At 42.7% G+C, this 16,375-nt stretch carries 16 protein-coding genes and 1 tRNA gene; 15 read left to right on the top strand and 2 right to left on the bottom strand.

Features of this window, described 5'->3' with window-relative positions; all coding sequences use genetic code 11:
- Window positions 1–8: 8 nt before the first annotated feature.
- The 3 genes from V1224_15580 to V1224_15590 all read left to right on the top strand — a co-directional run bounded on the left by V1224_15580 (window position 9) and on the right by V1224_15590 (window position 2,626).
- Window positions 9–908: a DUF3881 family protein gene (locus V1224_15580; GenBank protein ID WWR15866.1), complete on the top strand. Its 900-nt coding sequence runs from the start codon at window positions 9–11 to the stop codon at window positions 906–908.
- 61 nt (window positions 909–969) lie between these two features.
- Window positions 970–1,043: transfer RNA gene (locus tag V1224_15585), tRNA-Arg, on the top strand.
- 98 nt (window positions 1,044–1,141) lie between these two features.
- The gene (locus tag V1224_15590) at window positions 1,142–2,626 is read left to right on the top strand and encodes a D-alanyl-D-alanine carboxypeptidase family protein (GenBank protein WWR15867.1); all 1,485 of its coding nucleotides are present in this window, start codon (window positions 1,142–1,144) and stop codon (window positions 2,624–2,626) included.
- A gap of 16 nt (window positions 2,627–2,642) precedes the next feature.
- On the opposite strand, the gene V1224_15595 is transcribed toward V1224_15590, so the two are convergent.
- Window positions 2,643–3,599, bottom strand: a complete 957-nt coding sequence (locus tag V1224_15595) for a 3'-5' exonuclease (protein ID WWR15868.1) — start codon at window positions 3,597–3,599, stop codon at window positions 2,643–2,645.
- Window positions 3,596–5,725 (bottom strand): alpha-amylase family glycosyl hydrolase, encoded by a 2,130-nt coding sequence (locus tag V1224_15600; protein WWR15869.1) that lies wholly within the window; start codon window positions 5,723–5,725, stop codon window positions 3,596–3,598. The genes V1224_15595 and V1224_15600 overlap by 4 nt, the downstream gene beginning before the upstream one ends.
- A gap of 161 nt (window positions 5,726–5,886) precedes the next feature.
- Between V1224_15600 and trmB the strand changes: the two genes are divergently transcribed.
- The 12 genes from trmB (at window position 5,887) to V1224_15660 (ending at window position 16,296) form a co-directional block, all read left to right on the top strand.
- The gene (gene trmB / locus V1224_15605; GenBank protein ID WWR15870.1) at window positions 5,887–6,543 is read left to right on the top strand and encodes a tRNA (guanosine(46)-N7)-methyltransferase TrmB; all 657 of its coding nucleotides are present in this window, start codon (window positions 5,887–5,889) and stop codon (window positions 6,541–6,543) included.
- A 46-nt stretch (window positions 6,544–6,589) separates the two neighbouring features.
- Window positions 6,590–6,910 (top strand): thioredoxin, encoded by a 321-nt coding sequence (trxA, locus tag V1224_15610; protein WWR15871.1) that lies wholly within the window; start codon window positions 6,590–6,592, stop codon window positions 6,908–6,910.
- 61 nt (window positions 6,911–6,971) lie between these two features.
- Window positions 6,972–7,451 (top strand): Na+/H+ antiporter subunit E, encoded by a 480-nt coding sequence (locus V1224_15615; protein ID WWR15872.1) that lies wholly within the window; start codon window positions 6,972–6,974, stop codon window positions 7,449–7,451.
- On the top strand, window positions 7,439–7,756 hold the full coding sequence (locus tag V1224_15620; protein WWR15873.1) for a monovalent cation/H+ antiporter complex subunit F: 318 nt from the start codon (window positions 7,439–7,441) through the stop codon (window positions 7,754–7,756). Before V1224_15615 ends, V1224_15620 begins: the two co-directional genes overlap by 13 nt.
- Window positions 7,749–8,072 carry a monovalent cation/H(+) antiporter subunit G gene (locus V1224_15625; GenBank protein ID WWR15874.1) on the top strand — a complete coding sequence of 108 codons (324 nt, stop codon included), beginning with the start codon at window positions 7,749–7,751 and terminating at the stop codon, window positions 8,070–8,072. The genes V1224_15620 and V1224_15625 overlap by 8 nt, the downstream gene beginning before the upstream one ends.
- Entirely contained in the window at window positions 8,069–8,350 is a 282-nt protein-coding gene (locus V1224_15630) for a hydrogenase subunit MbhD domain-containing protein (GenBank protein WWR15875.1), read from the top strand. The genes V1224_15625 and V1224_15630 overlap by 4 nt, the downstream gene beginning before the upstream one ends.
- Window positions 8,319–9,299, top strand: coding sequence for a hydrogen gas-evolving membrane-bound hydrogenase subunit E (gene mbhE, locus V1224_15635; protein WWR15876.1), 981 nt, complete (start codon window positions 8,319–8,321; stop codon window positions 9,297–9,299). The genes V1224_15630 and mbhE overlap by 32 nt, the downstream gene beginning before the upstream one ends.
- 1 nt (window position 9,300) lies before the next feature.
- Window positions 9,301–9,675, top strand: coding sequence for a cation:proton antiporter subunit C (locus V1224_15640; protein WWR15877.1), 375 nt, complete (start codon window positions 9,301–9,303; stop codon window positions 9,673–9,675).
- Window positions 9,676–11,169, top strand: a complete 1,494-nt coding sequence (locus tag V1224_15645) for a proton-conducting transporter membrane subunit (protein ID WWR15878.1) — start codon at window positions 9,676–9,678, stop codon at window positions 11,167–11,169.
- A gap of 12 nt (window positions 11,170–11,181) precedes the next feature.
- Entirely contained in the window at window positions 11,182–12,561 is a 1,380-nt protein-coding gene (locus V1224_15650) for a proton-conducting transporter membrane subunit (protein WWR15879.1), read from the top strand.
- A 113-nt stretch (window positions 12,562–12,674) separates the two neighbouring features.
- Window positions 12,675–14,150, top strand: coding sequence for a proton-conducting transporter membrane subunit (locus V1224_15655; GenBank protein WWR15880.1), 1,476 nt, complete (start codon window positions 12,675–12,677; stop codon window positions 14,148–14,150).
- Window positions 14,151–14,166: 16 nt separating this feature from the next.
- On the top strand, window positions 14,167–16,296 hold the full coding sequence (locus tag V1224_15660; protein ID WWR15881.1) for a proton-conducting transporter membrane subunit: 2,130 nt from the start codon (window positions 14,167–14,169) through the stop codon (window positions 16,294–16,296).
- The last annotated feature ends 79 nt before the right edge of the window (window positions 16,297–16,375 follow it).

Genomic DNA, 16,375 nt, shown 5'->3' on the forward strand with positions numbered 1-16,375 from the left:
GAAATGAGGTGAATTCCTTGCATAAATATTTACGTGCTATCGGATTTAGCCAGATAAAAAACAGAAAGCAGTTGCAAATTTTGATCACAGAATGTATCCGCAGTGCAAAGCAGAGAGATTATATCTCTCTGCCTGATCATGAGGACTTTGTTTTTATGGAATGCTGCAAAGAATTTGCCGAAGGGATTGGTATTGCTGTTCGTGGAGAATTTGATGAAAATAATAATTATATCTACAATTATTATTATCCCTTTCTCCGTGGCAATTATATCAGCTCGGAAGAAGATATATCGATTGAGCGTCATGCGGAAAAAGAGTCCTATGCCGGTATCTGTGATGATTTGAGAGTTGGGGTTTCCCTGATCTTCTATTTTCAAAATATTATCTCTTATTTGAAATACAAGGAGAAGAGAAAATTACCGGCAAAAGGAACTACTTTGACGTTGTCTGCACTTTCCTGCCATGGCACAATTATTATGTCAATCATCAAAAATGAGAATGAGAAAAAAAAGGTAAGAAAAGTTTCCAGGCAGAGAAGTCATTTGATTGAGGCTGCCCGAAAAGGCGATGAAGAAGCGATTGAAAACCTCACTCTGGAAGATATGGATACTTACACAGTCATCTCCAAAAAGATTCGTAAGGAAGATGTGTTCAGTATTGTAGATACTTATTTTATGCCTTATGGGGTAGAGTGCGACCAGTACTCAATCCTCGGAGAGATCATGAATTGCAATAAAATACAGAATTATATAACAAATGAGAACATTTATCATATGACGATCAACTGTAACGAACTTATATTCGATCTCTGTATCAATGAGGCTGATCTTTTGGGAGAGCCGGAAGCAGGTCGGAGATTTAAAGGAGTGATCTGGATGCAGGGTTATATTAATTTTCCGGAAGGATAAATTTGGTGAATCGCTTGCCAATATTTTGTATTTATGCTAAACTAATCTAGCATAAATAATTGTTTCCGTAGCTCAGCAGGATAGAGCGTCCGCCTCCTAAGCGGAAGGCCAGCGGTTCGAATCCGCTCGGGAACGCTGTAGTGCCGTAACTTTCAGAGGTTGCGGCATTTAGTTTCATACACAGAGAAAATTTCTCTTCTCAATGACAGACAGGAGCATATTGGGAGTTTTATATGAAAAAATGTAAAAAACGAGTTTTTTGTTTGGGAATGGGTATTTTGCTTGCTGCGCATGTAAGCATATCCAGCAGTTTTGTTTCCAATGCCACAGACTATGCGGCAGAGGAGGAGGCGAGAAAAGCGCTTCCGATCGCTTCTAACAGTTATGAAGAATGGCCCGATGGACCAGCAGTGGGAGCTCAGGGTGCTATTTTGATGGAAGCAGAGACAGGAACCATTCTTTATGAGAAAAATATTTATGAACATCTGTATCCTGCGAGTGTGACTAAAATATTGACTTGTCTGATCGGTGTGGAAAACTGTCAGATGGATGAAACAATTACCATGTCAAAAGAGGCGGTATTCAGTATACCGAGAGACAGTTCCAATGTCGGTCTGGATGTCGGAGAACAGATTACAGTCGAACAGTGTCTGTATGGGATTCTGGTCGGTTCGGCAAATGAAGCGGCGAATGCACTTGCGGAGCATGTGAGCGGCACGATGGAAGATTTTGCATCTTTGATGAATGAACGGGCAAAAGAGCTGGGATGCGAAAATTCTAATTTTGTGACTACGAACGGACTGCATGATGAGAATCATTATACTTGTCCATATGATCTGGCGTTGATCGCGCAGAAATTTTTTGACAATGAACTGTTGTGTAAGATGTCATCAACTCCAACCTATCAGATTCCGCAGTCACCGACACAGCCGGATGATGATCTGATTATCAACACCCATAATAAATTGTTGTTTCCTGGAGGAAAATATAATTACGATTATATTGTTGGCAGTAAGACAGGTTACACGAATGATTCCAGACAGACACTTGTCAGTTGTGCGGAAAAAGATGGCATGAAATTGATCTGTGTCGTGATGAGAGAAGAGTCTCCTCATCAGTTTGACGATACGATCAGTTTGTTTGAGTATGGATTTTCGAATTTTCAGAAGTTAAATATTGCGGCAAATGAAACAGAGTATACGGTAGATAACAACGATTTTTTCCAGACAGAAAATGATGTATTTGGCGCTTCCAATCCGATCTTATCGATCAGCCCGACTGACAGTGTTGTTATTCCGATTACAGCCGTGTTTGATGATATGGATTCCGAATTGATCTATGATACGGTTTCAGCAAACTCGGTGGCGTCGATTCAATATACGTATCATGGCATCCCGGTTGGTTCTGCTACGGTGGAACTGGCTGAAGAACAGATAGAAAATACGTTCGATTTTGAAAATCAAAATGTTTTGGAAAATGAAGAAAACGCATCTGAACCGGAAACGGAAGAGGATGCGTCAAAACCCAAAGAAAAGATCGTATTTGTCAATGTAAGAACAGTCATAGCCTGGATCATTGGTATCGCAGGATTCTTTATTCTCCTCTGTGTGATCAAAGCAATTATCGACAATTATCAATTTGCAAAAAGAAGAAAAGAAAGAGTCAGACATAAAAAAAGAAAAAGAATTCGTTCTGAATTTGATGACTTTAACTTTTAATTACAAAATAGAGATGTCAGGAAGATTTGGCACGAATCCGCTTCTGTTTCCGAAGCTCTCTTGCCTTATCCTGGCGTTCTCTTATTTTTTTTACATCATCCTCAGAAATAAATTTTAAAGTTTTTACAACATAGATTCCTTCTTCATCCGCATCTTTTCGTATGCGGATTTTTCCTTTCATATAGCCATGTTTATCACAAAGAGAAATACTATAGTAGTGCTTCCCGTTGGGCGTGAACCAACGTACTTTCCGCTTAATGTTTTTATGACAATAATAACATTTTGTGCTGCATACTTCACGGTCTCGCAAGGCTTCCTGCTTATCTGCAAACTTCCGCGAAATATATTTGAAATAATCGTCGAAAACAATATGGATTTCTTCTTTTCGGTTTCGTGGTTTGTGAAAAAGATCAAATGATATTTTTTTTTCAGCTTCTGTATCCAGTTTTGCCAGTATCTTAGCCGTATAGTAGGCGTCACTGAACGCTCTGTGAAAAGGAATATCTTTTTCTACCTGTAAATAATCAATCGCATATTCGAGAGCACGACGTGATTTTCCATCTTCATAGACAATGCTGAAAAGTTTCTGGACATCCAGAAAGCGAAGAGGACCATTGGCAATCGGTTCCATGTGATAATAAGCCATATTGCGTTGAAGCTGCGTAAGATCCAGAGGTCCCCAGGTACAAAACATTATATCATCGCCGCACCATTGGAGGAAACGATTCGATACATGGACAAAATCATCTGCATTTTTCAACTCATCTATCTGCAGATGAATGAGTTTACTGGTAATTTTGTGCATCTTTTTGTATACATGAGGACGTATCAGTTCACTGAAGCGGTCTGTCATGCGTTTCTGATGATCGAGCTTTACAGCGCCGATTTCGATAATCTCAAAGGGGAGTTCTTTGATCTCCCCCTCGGGATAACTGCTCTGGTTCCATTCCAGATCAAAAACGATATAATTCATCGTTTGCTCCTTCCTGTAAAAATAGCTACACTTCGATCTTTCATTAAAAATTCATTTTCAACTCCCGGGCAGTCACTGACGTCAAAAAAGAGTTCTTTTTCATTGGAAATGCCTGTATCTACCATTAAATTCCAGGAATAGCCTTCCGGAAGTATCGGAAGATAGATCGTGCAAGGCTCCCAGTAAGCGTTAATGCAAAAGTAAACAATATCTTCTTCTCGTTTTTCTCTGTTATATCCGGTATAGAGGATTCCCAGAGTTCTTGTGTTTTCATTTGTCTCCGAGAAATCAGGAGCGCCATTGTGGATGCTGATAAAGTCGTAGCCGGTACCGGACGGTTCCAGATCATTACGGATGATCGGATGATCCTTACGGAAAGCAATCATATATTTGAAAAAGCGATAGATGTCATGATTCTTCTCAAGCAGACTCCAGTCCAGCCAGGAAATAATATTATCCTGGCAATAAGCATTATTATTGCCAAACTGTGTATTGCCAAATTCATCTCCCGCCAGAAACATTGGGGTGCCACGGCTGCACAGCAGTACCGCACAGGCGTTTTTTATCATCTTCTTGCGCAGTCCAATAATCTGTGGATCGTCAGTCTCACCTTCGACACCACAGTTCCAGCTTCTGTTGTCGTCGCTGCCATCTGTATTGTTCCAGCCGTTCTCTTCATTATGCTTTTGATTATAAGCATATAAATCATAGAGCGGAAAACCGTCATGGCAGGTGATAAAGTTGACAGATGAATTGTGTTCTTCTCCATAAGTTCCGTAGAGATCAGGAGAACCGATGATTCGCAGTACGGCTTCCGGGGCTGCCCAAATATCACCCTTCAGATAATTTCGCAGACAATCTCTGTATTTTCCGTTCCATTCTGCCCAGCGGTTCCAGGAAGGAAAACTGCCGACCTGATAAAGCCCACCTGCATCCCAGGCCTCCGCGATCAGTTTCGTCGAACCGAGAATAGGATCAAAGGCCAGTTGTTTTAAGAGAGGAGGATTATTCATTGGAGATCCGTCCTCGTTGCGCCCTAAAATTGTCGCCAGATCAAAACGAAATCCATCAATGCGGTAATCAGTTACCCAATAGCGCAGACACTCCAGAATCATCTGCTGTACGACGGGATGATTACAGTTCAGTGTATTTCCGCAGCCGCTGAAATTATAGTAATGACCGTCCGGCGTCAACATGTAATAAATGTTGTTGTCAAATCCCTTAAAAGAAATATAGGGTCCCCGCTCATTGCCTTCTGCCGTATGATTGAATACGACATCAAGGATCACTTCGATTCCATTTGTTTTCAGATCCCGGATCAGTTCCTTTAACTTCGTACCTTCACGGTTATACTCTCTGTTGGAATTATAACTGGTATTGGGAGCGAAGAAACTGACCGAATTGTAACCCCAATAGTCAAGTAACTGCTTGCCGTTTACGGTTCTCTTATCCCTAGTCTCATCAAATTCGAAGATAGGCATCAGTTCCACGGCGTTGACACCCAGATCTTTCAGATAAGGGATCTTTTCACGCAGTCCGGAGAAAGTGCCGGGATAAGTGACGCCGGAAGACTCATCCATCGTAAAGCCCCTCACATGAAGCTCGTAGATGATAAGGTCATTCATTGGAATAAATGACTGCTTCTCTGTGCCCCAGTCAAAGTTATTGCGTACTACTCTTCCGCGATATCCCTTCTGGTTGGAAGACATACCCCAGTCGCTCTGTCCGGCAACCGCCTTGGCATAGGGATCGAGCAGGATGCGCGTCTTGTCAAAGATAAGTCCTTTTTTCGGGTCATAAGGACCGTCCATACGATAAGCATATTCAAATTCTTCGATCTTCAGACCAAATACGATCATGGAATATACGTTACCAATCCGATAGTGCTCGGGAAACGGGATGACAGCAAAAGGTTCCTGACTGCCTTTGTGAAAGAGAAGCAGTTCACAGGAAGTGGCGCTTCTTGACTGGACCGTAAAATTGACACAACTGTTTGAGAGAGCGGTTGCTCCGTTCTGCTCATAAAATCCGGGACGGACTTCATATCCGTTGATAATATCCAGAGCTTTCAGCTCCGGTACAGGTAAGGCAATCGAGGTGAGCTGCATTGAATTATTTTCTGTCATATATCATTCCCTCTTATACAATCATGTGATTATGTTTACAAGTTTTTTTTATTTTATCACAAAGAATATTCATTTCCTACATTTTTCAAAAAATTGTTCTTTCAGTATTTGATTTTATAAAATAAGTGTTGTAGAATACATACAGTAAAGTGAGGAAAATTATGCGTTTAAGAAATATACCCGGTTCCCAGGATGTGATTGATCATAGCCCATACGTTATCAAAGATGCGGAAAAAAGGAGAGGATCATGGAGAGAGCTTTTTAGGAATGATCATCCGCTTCATATCGAAGTAGGAATGGGAAAAGGCAGGTTCCTGATGGAGCTGGCAGCCCGTAATCCTGATATAAATTTTGTCGGCATTGAGCGCTATACAAGCGTGCTTCTGCGGGCATTGCAAAAAGTGGAGAGACTGCAGGAAACAGAGAACAAAACGCTCCCCAATCTTTTATTCATATGTGCGGATGCGTCTGGCCTGGAAGAGATATTTGCAGAAGGAGAAGTATCAAAAATATATTTGAATTTCTCCGACCCATGGCCGAAAGACAGACATGCCAGGCGAAGGCTGCCGTCGCGGGAATTTTTGGCCAGATACGATAAGATTCTGAAAAAAGACGGCAGACTGGAATTTAAGACAGACAACAAGGCATTGTTTGAATTTGCCATAGGAGAATTGGAACCTGCGGGATGGAGAGCGGAGAAGATTACTCATGACCTGTATGCGGATCATGAGATGATGAGGGGAAATGTGATGACAGAATATGAAGAGAAATTCTCCTCTGCAGGAAATCCTATTTATAAATATATTATTTACAGGTAACAATAATAAATAAAAAAGTAAAAAAATAGAAAGGATGGTACAAAATATGGAATACAAATTTACAGACGCGGATTTTACACAGGAGGTATTACAATCGGATATTCCCGTTCTGGTTGATTTCTATGCGGACTGGTGTGGTCCCTGTAAGATGATGGCGCCGATTGTAAAAGAATTAGCGGAACAGTATAGCGGAAAAATAAAAGTTGGTAAAATCAATGTAGATGAAAATCCGGAAACGTCCGCTAAATATAAAGTAATGTCAATTCCCACGTTTCTTTTCTTTCAAAATGGGGAGAAGAAAGAATCTGTTGTAGGTGCGGTCTCTAAAAATGATTTGCAGAATGCGATTCAAAAAGTGTTAATATAGGGGGCTGATGCACCGATGATTTTATCACCGGTGCACGGCTCTTTTTCACGGAGGATTTATTATGTTTTTCGTTTTTCTAATTATGTGGATTATTTTCAATGGTAATTTCACATTGGAGATCTTTTTGTTTGGCATCGTGATAGCGGCTTTGATGTACGCATTTATCTGCAAATTTATGGATTTCAGCATACATAAGGATATGATACTCGGCAAGAATCTGATCCTGGTTTTACGGTATTTTGTTATTTTGATCACTGAGATCCTGAAAGCCAATATTGCGACGATGAAATTGCTGTTTTCTGAAAAAGAGGAAATCGAACCGGTACTCGTACGTTTTCGTACAAATTTGAAAGCGAAGACGACGAGAGTACTTCTGGCGAATTCCATTACGCTGACACCGGGTACGATCACAGTGTCTCTGGAAGGAAATGAACTGCAGGTTCATTGTCTGGATAAATCACTGGCGGAAGGTCTCGAGGACTGTATCTTTGTTAAAGAACTCGAAAAATTAGAGAAGGTGAATGAAATATGGATACGTTGACAAATGTACAGAATATTGTCTATATTGGCGCATTGATTATCCTGGCTGTTATGCTTATGCTCTGTCTGCTCCGGGCAATCCTGGGGCCGCATGTAGCTGACCGCATCGTGGCTGTCAATATGATGGGAACAATGGTTATGGTCATGATCTCCATATTGGCGATGAAAATGAAAGAAGGGTATCTGATTGATATTTGTCTGATCTACGCTATGATCAGTTTCCTTTCCGTAATCGTGATCACTAAAGTATATATGGGTGTATACAGAGAAAAGAAGATGAGAAAAAAGGAGGAGCACAATGTTTGAATGGATCAGATTTATTATCGGCGCCTGCTTTCTTTTGACAGGAATTGTTATATTCGGGATTGAACTGTATGGTGTATTTCATTATCGTTATGTACTGAACAGAATGCATACTGCCGCCATTGGAGATACATTGGGGATTGGTGTCTGTCTGATCGGACTGATGATTATCAGTGGATTTCATTTTACTACATTAAAAATTTTACTGATTATCATTTTTCTCTGGTGTGTGTCTCCGGTGTCCTCTCATCTGATTTCCAGACTGGAAGTGACGACCAATGAAAATTTGGATGAGTACGTGGAGGTAGAGGAGAAATGACCGTATTTACCTGTTTATTAATGGGATTTTTGATTATCTGTGCAATCTCTGTCAGTCTGTCCAAGAATTTATTAAATTCTATTTTAATTTATATGTCTTTTAGTCTGATTATGTCGATTATATGGGTTAATTTGGAATCTCCGGATTTGGCGATCACAGAGGCAGCAGTGGGAGCCGGCGTTACCAGTATTTTATTTTTCGTTACATTGAAGAAAATACATGCAATAGACGGAAAGGAGCAGAGCGATGAGCAGAAGGAAGACGGAAAAGGAATATGAGAAGACATTTGCTTATCATTTTTTCCGTTGGTTAAGCGGGGAGAAAGATCCTTATCTTGGAGAAGTGGAAATGCAGCCGCAGATTCCATTCAGCGAGACGGAAGAAGAAGTGGAAGAGCGAGTGCGTGAGAGAACGCGTCTTTTTTCAAAAATATATGGAACCGTAAAAAACAGAGAAATCAAGCGTCTTGAAGTCGGTTATAAGGTGGCAAGTATAATTTTCTGTTGTATTCTGATTTATCTGCTTTTACTGACAGTATCTTATCTGCCCCCGACCAATGAGCCGCAAAGGCCGGTCAATAATGAGGTCGCGCAGCGTTATATTGAAAAGGGACTTCAGGAAACCGGGGCGATTAACATTGTCAGCGGTATGATTCTGGATTACAGAGCTTTTGATACATTGGGGGAATCTCATGTATTATTCGTAGCCACAATGACAGTATTGATTCTTCTTCGTCTGGACAAGAAGAAAAAAGATGGAAAAGGTATCTCGATACAGGAAGCGGAAGTCAATGACCGTATCTATGAACCGAAAAATGATGCGATCCTGCAGATGGCAGCTTATATTTTAGTGCCGATTATTATAATCTTTGGTATTTATGTAATTTTAAACGGACATCTGGGGCCCGGCGGCGGATTTTCCGGCGGCGCTATCATTGGCGCGGGTCTGATCTTATATCTGAATGCGTTTGGATTTCAGAAAACGGAACGGTTTTTTACAGAGAAGACTTATAAGTGGATCTGTTTCGGTTCCCTGTCGTTTTATTGTGTTGCCAAGAGTTATTCTTTTTATACGGGAGCAAATCACCTGCACAGTATCATACCCAAAGGAACACCGGGGGCTATCCTGAGCAGTGGACTGATTTTACCTTTGAATATCGCGGTGGGACTGGTTGTTGCCTGCACGATGTATGCTTTTTACGCGATGTTCCGAAAGGGGGGTTTTTAAGATGGGCAGCAATTTATTTGTAAATTATGGAGAAGCAGTGGCAACCATTTTGTTTGGCATTGGTTTCGGGAATCTGCTGCTTCAGCAAAATCTGATTAAAAAGATTATTGGTCTCAATATTATGGACTGTGCCATTTATCTGTTTCTGGCAGAGAAGGGATATATCGCGGGCAGGGCGGCTCCGATCGTCGTCGATGGTGTACAGAGTGTGGAAGCCTATATCAATCCGATTCCAAGCGGCCTTGTGCTGACGGGTATCGTTGTTTCGGTCTCGGTCTCCGCATTGATGTTATCGCTGACGATCCGTCTGTACCGCAGGTATCATACGCTCGATCTCGATCAGATTTCTCTGGTGATGAAAAGGGAGGGACAGTAAATGGACTTCGTATGTAACATTCCTTTTTTTTCGATCTTGCTTTCTCTGTTTTCCGGAACGATCTGTTCAATACTTTCCGGAAAAGCCGCAAAATGGGTAAATACGGCGGTGATCGTGACAGTGGGCATCATGTCCGCCATATTGCTTGATTATGAACTCAGAACAGGTGAGAGCTTTGTCTATATGATGGGACATTTTCCTGCGCCGTGGGGAAACGAGATACGAGCAGGTGTTCTGGAAGCCGCGATGGCTTTATTTTTCTGTATCATCATGCTCCTTTGTATGTGGGGAGGCAAGAAGAAACTCGATGAAGAGGTGGAGGCGAGCAAGCATAATCTGTATTACATATTGGTAAATCTGCTTCTCAGTTCTTTGCTGGCACTGATTTATACGAACGACCTGTTTACCGCCTATGTATTTGTGGAGATCAATACGATCGCAGCCTGTGGTCTGATTATGATCCGTCAGATCGGGCGTGTTCTGGAGGCTGCCGTCCGTTATATGATTATGAGTCTGGTCGGCTCCGGTATGCTGCTGATCGGACTTTGTATGCTTTATGATCTTACGGGGCATCTGCTGATGTCCAATATCCGTCAATCAGTCGATCAGATCATTGCGGATGGCACATACACAATTCCTCTTGTCGTTACGATTGCATTGATGGTGACCGGCCTGGCGATTAAGAGCGCATTATTTCCTTTTCATGCCTGGCTTCCGGACGCCTATGGATATTCTACGATCTCTTCGGCTGCAATCCTCTCAAGCCTTGTGTCAAAAGGATATATCTTTTTGCTGATTAAGATTATATATCGGGTAATCGGTGTGGAAGTATTTCGTGATTTTCATGTGATCAATGTATTGTTTGTGTTTGGTTTGATGGCGATGATCGTCGGTTCTCTCAGTGCGATCAAAGAGAACGATATTCGCCGGATGATTGCCTTTTCTTCTGTGGCGCAGATCGGTTATATTTATATGGGTATCGGACTGGGCACGGAAGCCGGTATGGTTGCAAGTGTTTATCATATTATCGCACATGCAACCGGTAAGGCGCTGCTTTTTATCTCTGCGATCGGTCTGACAGATGTGTCCGGTTTCAGCCGGAATTTCTTTGATCTGACAGGGGCAGGATACCGCAATAAGGCAGCAGGTATAGGGTTTACCGTCGGTTCTCTGTCGATGGTAGGTATTCCCGTTTTTGCAGGCTTTGTCAGTAAGCTCCTGTTTGCGCAGGCAGCAGTCGATAATATAGGAAAAATGATGCCGACCATGATTGCACTGGGAATCAGTACGATACTGAATGCCATCTATTTTATGAAAACAGTGATCCGCATCTATGCTCCGAATCCGAAGTGCCCCTTTCAAGGGATTGAGACGAAAAATGAGAAAATATATGCACTGACAATCGTTCTCTTTGTGGTCGTCACGGTCATGCTCGGTATGTTATCGCAGCCTGTAGTAGATGCAGTCCGCACAGGGCTGGAAATGTTTGGGTAAGGAGGGAAAAACATGAACGAGTCAGTTACATTGATATTTCCTGTATTTTTTCCGATTATAATTGGAACTGTCCTGTTTTTCCTGCCTTCTGATAAAAACAGGAAATTACTGCTTGGTTTGACAGGAATTACGTTGATTTTAACAACAGTTTCGGTTTTTACAATTCTATGTTCCGAGATTGATACATACACGTTGTTTTATCTGACGAAGACATTGCCAGTCTATTTTAAACTGGATGGAATGGGGCGCGTTTTCGTAGTGGCAGTCTCGATTGTCTGGCTGTGTGCCGGTTTCTTTTCCTTCACGTATATGAAACATGAAAAGGAAGAGAAACGGTATTTTGGTTTTTATCTGATTGTTTATGGAATTTTGGTGGCACTGAACTTTGCCGGTAATATTGTAACTTTTTATATGTTTTATGAGCTGATGACGCTGCTATCCATGCCGCTTGTGTTACATTCAAAGTCAAAAGAAGCTGTGATGGCCGGCCTGAAATATTTATTTTATTCTTTCTGTGGTGCGTATATGGTACTCTTTGGTATTTATTTTCTGTATCGTTTTTCCAATACGCTTACATTTACGGCAGGTGGAGTATTAAATCAGGAATTAATAGTTGGCAGAGAACCATTTTTATTATTTGTGGCATTTTTGATGATTCTTGGGTTTGGTGTAAAGGCAGGTATGTTTCCGATGCACGGATGGCTTCCAACCGCACATCCGGTCGCGCCGGCGCCGGCTTCCGCCGTTTTGTCAGGGATTATTGTAAAAGGCGGCGTACTGGGCATTGTCCGTACGATCTATTTCTTGTTTGGAACTGCATTTTTGAGCGGAACATGGGTACAGACCGCTTGTCTGTGTCTGACTCTCTTTACAGTATTTATGGGTTCCATGTTGGCATACCGGGAAAAGCTGTTAAAAAAACGCCTGGCATATTCCACGGTCAGTCAGGTTTCTTATATATTATTCGGACTGGCCTTGATGCAGAAGAATGCTTTGACCGGTTCCATGCTCCATGTTCTCTGTCACGCATTTATTAAATCAGGATTATTTTTATGTGTGGGTGCGATCATCTATCAGACTGGTAAGACGCGAGTCGACGAGATAAATGGAATCGGCAAAAAGATGCCGTTGCTACTGTGGTGTTATACATTGTGCTCCCTTGGTCTGATCGGAATTGCACCAACCGGAGGATTTTTAAGTAAATGGTATCTGGCGACAGGTGCGCTTGGCAGCGCAATTCCGTTCTTTTCCTGGTTTGGGCCTGTTGTACTGCTGATCAGTGCATTGCTGACGGCAGGTTATCTGTTGCCTGTCACTATCGGGGATTTTTCCCGGGTAAGGATTATAATTATGAGAAACACGAAAAGAATGAACCGGAACTCAATATGTTAATTCCTGTTTTAATACTTACCATATTGTCTGTGATTGCAGGAATCGGTTCTTCCGCCGTCTTGTCATATATAGTGACAGCCACACAGGGAATGTTAGGATAGGAGGGGATAGATATGAGACCAGTTATGATGTTTATTGTAGTATTACTTCCATTTCTGACAGGCATTGCTGTCCCTGTCCTTCCATTTAAAAACAGGAGACATATGGAAGTTCTGATCGAAGGGCTTGTGATCATCAATACTATATTAGTCTTTGGATTGCTGTCTCATCGACCGGAGGACAGTTTCGCGATCGTGAAATTTACCGGTGATCTGACGCTTTCTTTTAAGGTCGATGGTATGAGTATGGTATTTGGCGCTTTGGTGGCTACCTTATGGCCGTTGGCAACGTTGTATTCCTTTGAATATATGAAGCATGAGAAGAATGAGCGTGTGTTTTTCATGTTTTATACGATGACTTATGGAGTGACGCTTGGTATCGCCTTCGCGGAAGACATGGTGACGATGTATTTCTTTTATGAACTGCTTACGCTTGTGACATTGCCGCTTGTTATGCACACATTGACCCGGGAAGCAATACTTGCCAGCCGCAAATATTTGTACTATTCACTTGGCGGCGCGGCTTTTGGTTTTGTCGGATTGATCTTTATTATCGCATACAGTATGTCCCCTGATTTTGTAATGGGAGGAGCGCTGGATCCTGCGCGGATCGGAGACAGAACAAATATCCTGCTTCTTGTCTATGTATTGGCATTTTTCGGGTTTGGTGTGAAAGCAGCCCTCTGTCCCTTTAACTCCTGGCTGCCGGACGCCGGCGTGGCGCCAACTCCCGTCACGGCTCTGCTTCATGCGGTGGCTGTCGTTAAGGCAGGTGCTTTTGCTATCATCCGCATGACATATTACTGTTTTGGAACGGAATTTCTGCAGGGGACTTGGGCACAGGATGTTGTGATGACGGCGGCGATTGTGACAATCGTATATGGCTGCAGCAGAGCGGTGAAAGAGACTCATATTAAAAGAAGACTTGCCTATTCCACAATCAGTAATCTCTCTTATATTCTGTTTGGAGTGACAGTGATGACGCCTCTTGGTCTGGTCGGGGCGCTCACACATATGGTATTCCATGCGGTCATGAAAATATGTGCTTTTTTCTGTGCAGGTTCTGTGATGTATCAGACGGGCAGAAGTTATATTCACCAGTTGGACGGATTCGGCCGTAAAATGCCGGTGGTGTTCGGGGCCTTTACCGTTTCTTCTCTGGCGATCATGGGAGTGCCGGGACTTTGCGGTTTTATCAGCAAATGGAATCTGGCCAATGCCGCGGTAGTCAGTGACAATCCTCTTGCCTTTGCAGGGGTGGGAGCTCTACTGATCTCGGCACTGCTCACCGCGATCTATATGTTGACGATTGTGATCCGGGTATTTTTCCCATCCGGGGAATTTGACTATGAGACGATCAAAGAGGTGAAAGATCCAAACTGGTATATGGTATTTCCTCTATGTCTCTTTGTTGTGGCGATGGTTGTTTTTGGTTTGTATTCCGCACCGGTTGTAGAATTTTTCATGAAGGTTGCGGAAGGCGTCTATTAGAGGGGGATGAGTGGATATGGAAGGAAATCTGATTTTACTATTCTGTGTGATGCTGCCCTTCCTGGGGGCGCTTCTCTCATATGCGGTTGGCAGAGTGAATAAGAAAGCAAGAGATTACTGTGCGGACGGGATTACGATTGCGGAATTTCTTCTTTTTCTTGGCTTGTTTTTGAATTTTGCACAGATGGGGCAGCAGGAGTTTGTATGGAAAGAGGTCTGTGGACTGGGTTTGTCGTTTTCTCTGGACGGTTTCCGGGTTACTTATGGTCTGATTGCCGCTTTCATGTGGATGATGACGACTGTCTTTTCCAGAGAGTATCTGACACATTATCGTAACAGAAACCGCTATGACATGTTTGTTTTATTTACGCTCGGGGCGACGATCGGTGTCTTTTTATCGGCGGATCTATATACAACCTTTCTCTTTTTTGAGATTATGTCGTTTACATCCTATGTCTGGGTGGCGCATGATGAAACGAAAGAAGCGATGCGTGCGGCGGGTACTTACCTGGCGATCGCTGTGATCGGCGGTATGGTGATGCTGATGGGACTGTTCATGTTATATCATACATTGGGGACGCTGCGGATTGAAAAGCTGTGGGTGGCAACGATCGCGTGTTCCAATCCGGGAATGCTCTGGCCCGCGGGACTTTGTCTTCTCTTTGGGTTTGGAGCAAAGGCAGGGGCTTTTCCTCTGCATATCTGGCTTCCAAAAGCACATCCTGTGGCGCCTGCACCTGCGTCTGCTCTCTTGTCCGGTATTCTCACCAAAGCCGGTATTTTTGGAATTTTAGTCGTAAGCTGCCGGATATTCTGGCACAATGGCGCATGGGGGACTCTGATCTTATCTCTCGGTGTGATTACAATGTTCCTTGGAGCGGTATTGGCTCTGTATTCTGTCAATATCAAGCGTACACTTGCCTGTTCTTCTCTGTCCCAGATCGGATTTATTATGGTGGGAGTTGGTATGGCAGGTTTGCTTGGGGAGGAGAACGGACTGGCAGTGAGGGGAAGTCTGCTCCATATGGTAAACCATTCTCTGATCAAGTTGGTTTTGTTTATGGCGGCAGGTGTGATCTATATGAATCTGCATAAGCTGGACTTGAATGAGATTCGGGGATTTGGGCGTAATAAACCATTGTTTCATATGATTTTTCTCGCGGGATCGCTTGGTATCGGCGGGGTACCGCTTTTTAACGGCTATGTGAGCAAGACTTTGCTGCATGAGAGCATTGTGGAATACAGGGAATTGCTTGGAGAAGGTCTGGTGTCTCCTTTGCTTTACAGCGCAGGCGGTATGAGTATCATTGAATGGATCTTCCTGATCAGCGGTGGTCTCACAGTAGCTTATATGACGAAATTATATGTCTGTGTGTTCGTGGAAAAAAATGCGGACCCGGGAAAACAGACACTGTATGACGGCTTAAAAGGGAAGTATATGAATGCTGCCAGTGCAGCGGCTCTCACCATCAGTGCGCTGGTGATCGTAGTGCTCGGTATCGTTCCCGGACTGACGATGGACAGACTGGCAGATTTGGGACAGGGTTTTTTGCTTTTTGAAGAGAAGGTGCATCCGGTAACGTATTTCTCCATTGTCAATCTGAAAGGCGCTTGTATTTCTCTGCTTATTGGTGCAGTAATCTATGGACTGATTGTCAGAAACTATATGATGAAGCGCAGTGAGAATGGATTGAGAGTATATAAAAACAGATTTTCGGAGAGTCTGGATCTGGAAAATCTTATATACAGGCCATTGATTTTACGGATTCTGCCTTTTGTGGGCGCTGTCTTTTGCAGAATCGGGGATTCCATACCCGATGCGGTTATCGTTATGCTGAGAAAAACGATCTATAAAGACAGTCCGCTTCCCTATGAGCTGCCGGAAGGAACGGAAGTGACCCATTTGATCGGTTCTGCTCTGGATCATATTGTCTATTGGATTAAACATCTTCTTTCCATACACAGAGAAGAAAAGCCTGGATACAAAAAGCGGTTTGAACATAAACTGGCAATGCTTCATGAGACGATGAGAGAATATAACACAGTTGTCACGCGCAGTATGTCATTTGGATTATTTTTATTCTGTGTCGGTTTTTTAAGTATGATGGTTTATTTGCTGTTGTATTATTTTTCAGAGATTTTCTGAATAAAAAATCGGGTGTGAGAATACGGTCAGTATTCATAACACCCGATTTTTAATTACGTATGTTTTTGACAAATAAAAA

The sequence above is a fragment of the Lachnospiraceae bacterium JLR.KK008 genome (assembly GCA_037015955.1).
In the GTDB taxonomy this organism is placed as follows: domain Bacteria; phylum Bacillota; class Clostridia; order Lachnospirales; family Lachnospiraceae; genus VSOB01.

Excerpts from the sequence above, each read along its gene's own strand:
- V1224_15595 (WWR15868.1), bottom strand. The coding sequence starts at position 3,599 with ATGAATTATATCGTTTTTGATCTGGAATGGAACCAGAGCAGTTATCCC.
- V1224_15625 (WWR15874.1), top strand. The coding sequence starts at position 7,749 with ATGTTTGAATGGATCAGATTTATTATCGGCGCCTGCTTTCTTTTGACA.
- V1224_15590 (WWR15867.1), top strand. The coding sequence starts at position 1,142 with ATGAAAAAATGTAAAAAACGAGTTTTTTGTTTGGGAATGGGTATTTTG.
- V1224_15640 (WWR15877.1), top strand. The coding sequence starts at position 9,301 with ATGGGCAGCAATTTATTTGTAAATTATGGAGAAGCAGTGGCAACCATT.
- V1224_15630 (WWR15875.1), top strand. The coding sequence starts at position 8,069 with ATGACCGTATTTACCTGTTTATTAATGGGATTTTTGATTATCTGTGCA.
- mbhE (WWR15876.1), top strand. The coding sequence starts at position 8,319 with ATGAGCAGAAGGAAGACGGAAAAGGAATATGAGAAGACATTTGCTTAT.
- V1224_15600 (WWR15869.1), bottom strand. The coding sequence starts at position 5,725 with ATGACAGAAAATAATTCAATGCAGCTCACCTCGATTGCCTTACCTGTA.
- trmB (WWR15870.1), top strand. The coding sequence starts at position 5,887 with ATGCGTTTAAGAAATATACCCGGTTCCCAGGATGTGATTGATCATAGC.
- V1224_15620 (WWR15873.1), top strand. The coding sequence starts at position 7,439 with ATGGATACGTTGACAAATGTACAGAATATTGTCTATATTGGCGCATTG.
- V1224_15645 (WWR15878.1), top strand. The coding sequence starts at position 9,676 with ATGGACTTCGTATGTAACATTCCTTTTTTTTCGATCTTGCTTTCTCTG.
- V1224_15615 (WWR15872.1), top strand. The coding sequence starts at position 6,972 with ATGTTTTTCGTTTTTCTAATTATGTGGATTATTTTCAATGGTAATTTC.
- V1224_15660 (WWR15881.1), top strand. The coding sequence starts at position 14,167 with ATGGAAGGAAATCTGATTTTACTATTCTGTGTGATGCTGCCCTTCCTG.
- V1224_15650 (WWR15879.1), top strand. The coding sequence starts at position 11,182 with ATGAACGAGTCAGTTACATTGATATTTCCTGTATTTTTTCCGATTATA.
- V1224_15655 (WWR15880.1), top strand. The coding sequence starts at position 12,675 with ATGAGACCAGTTATGATGTTTATTGTAGTATTACTTCCATTTCTGACA.
- trxA (WWR15871.1), top strand. The coding sequence starts at position 6,590 with ATGGAATACAAATTTACAGACGCGGATTTTACACAGGAGGTATTACAA.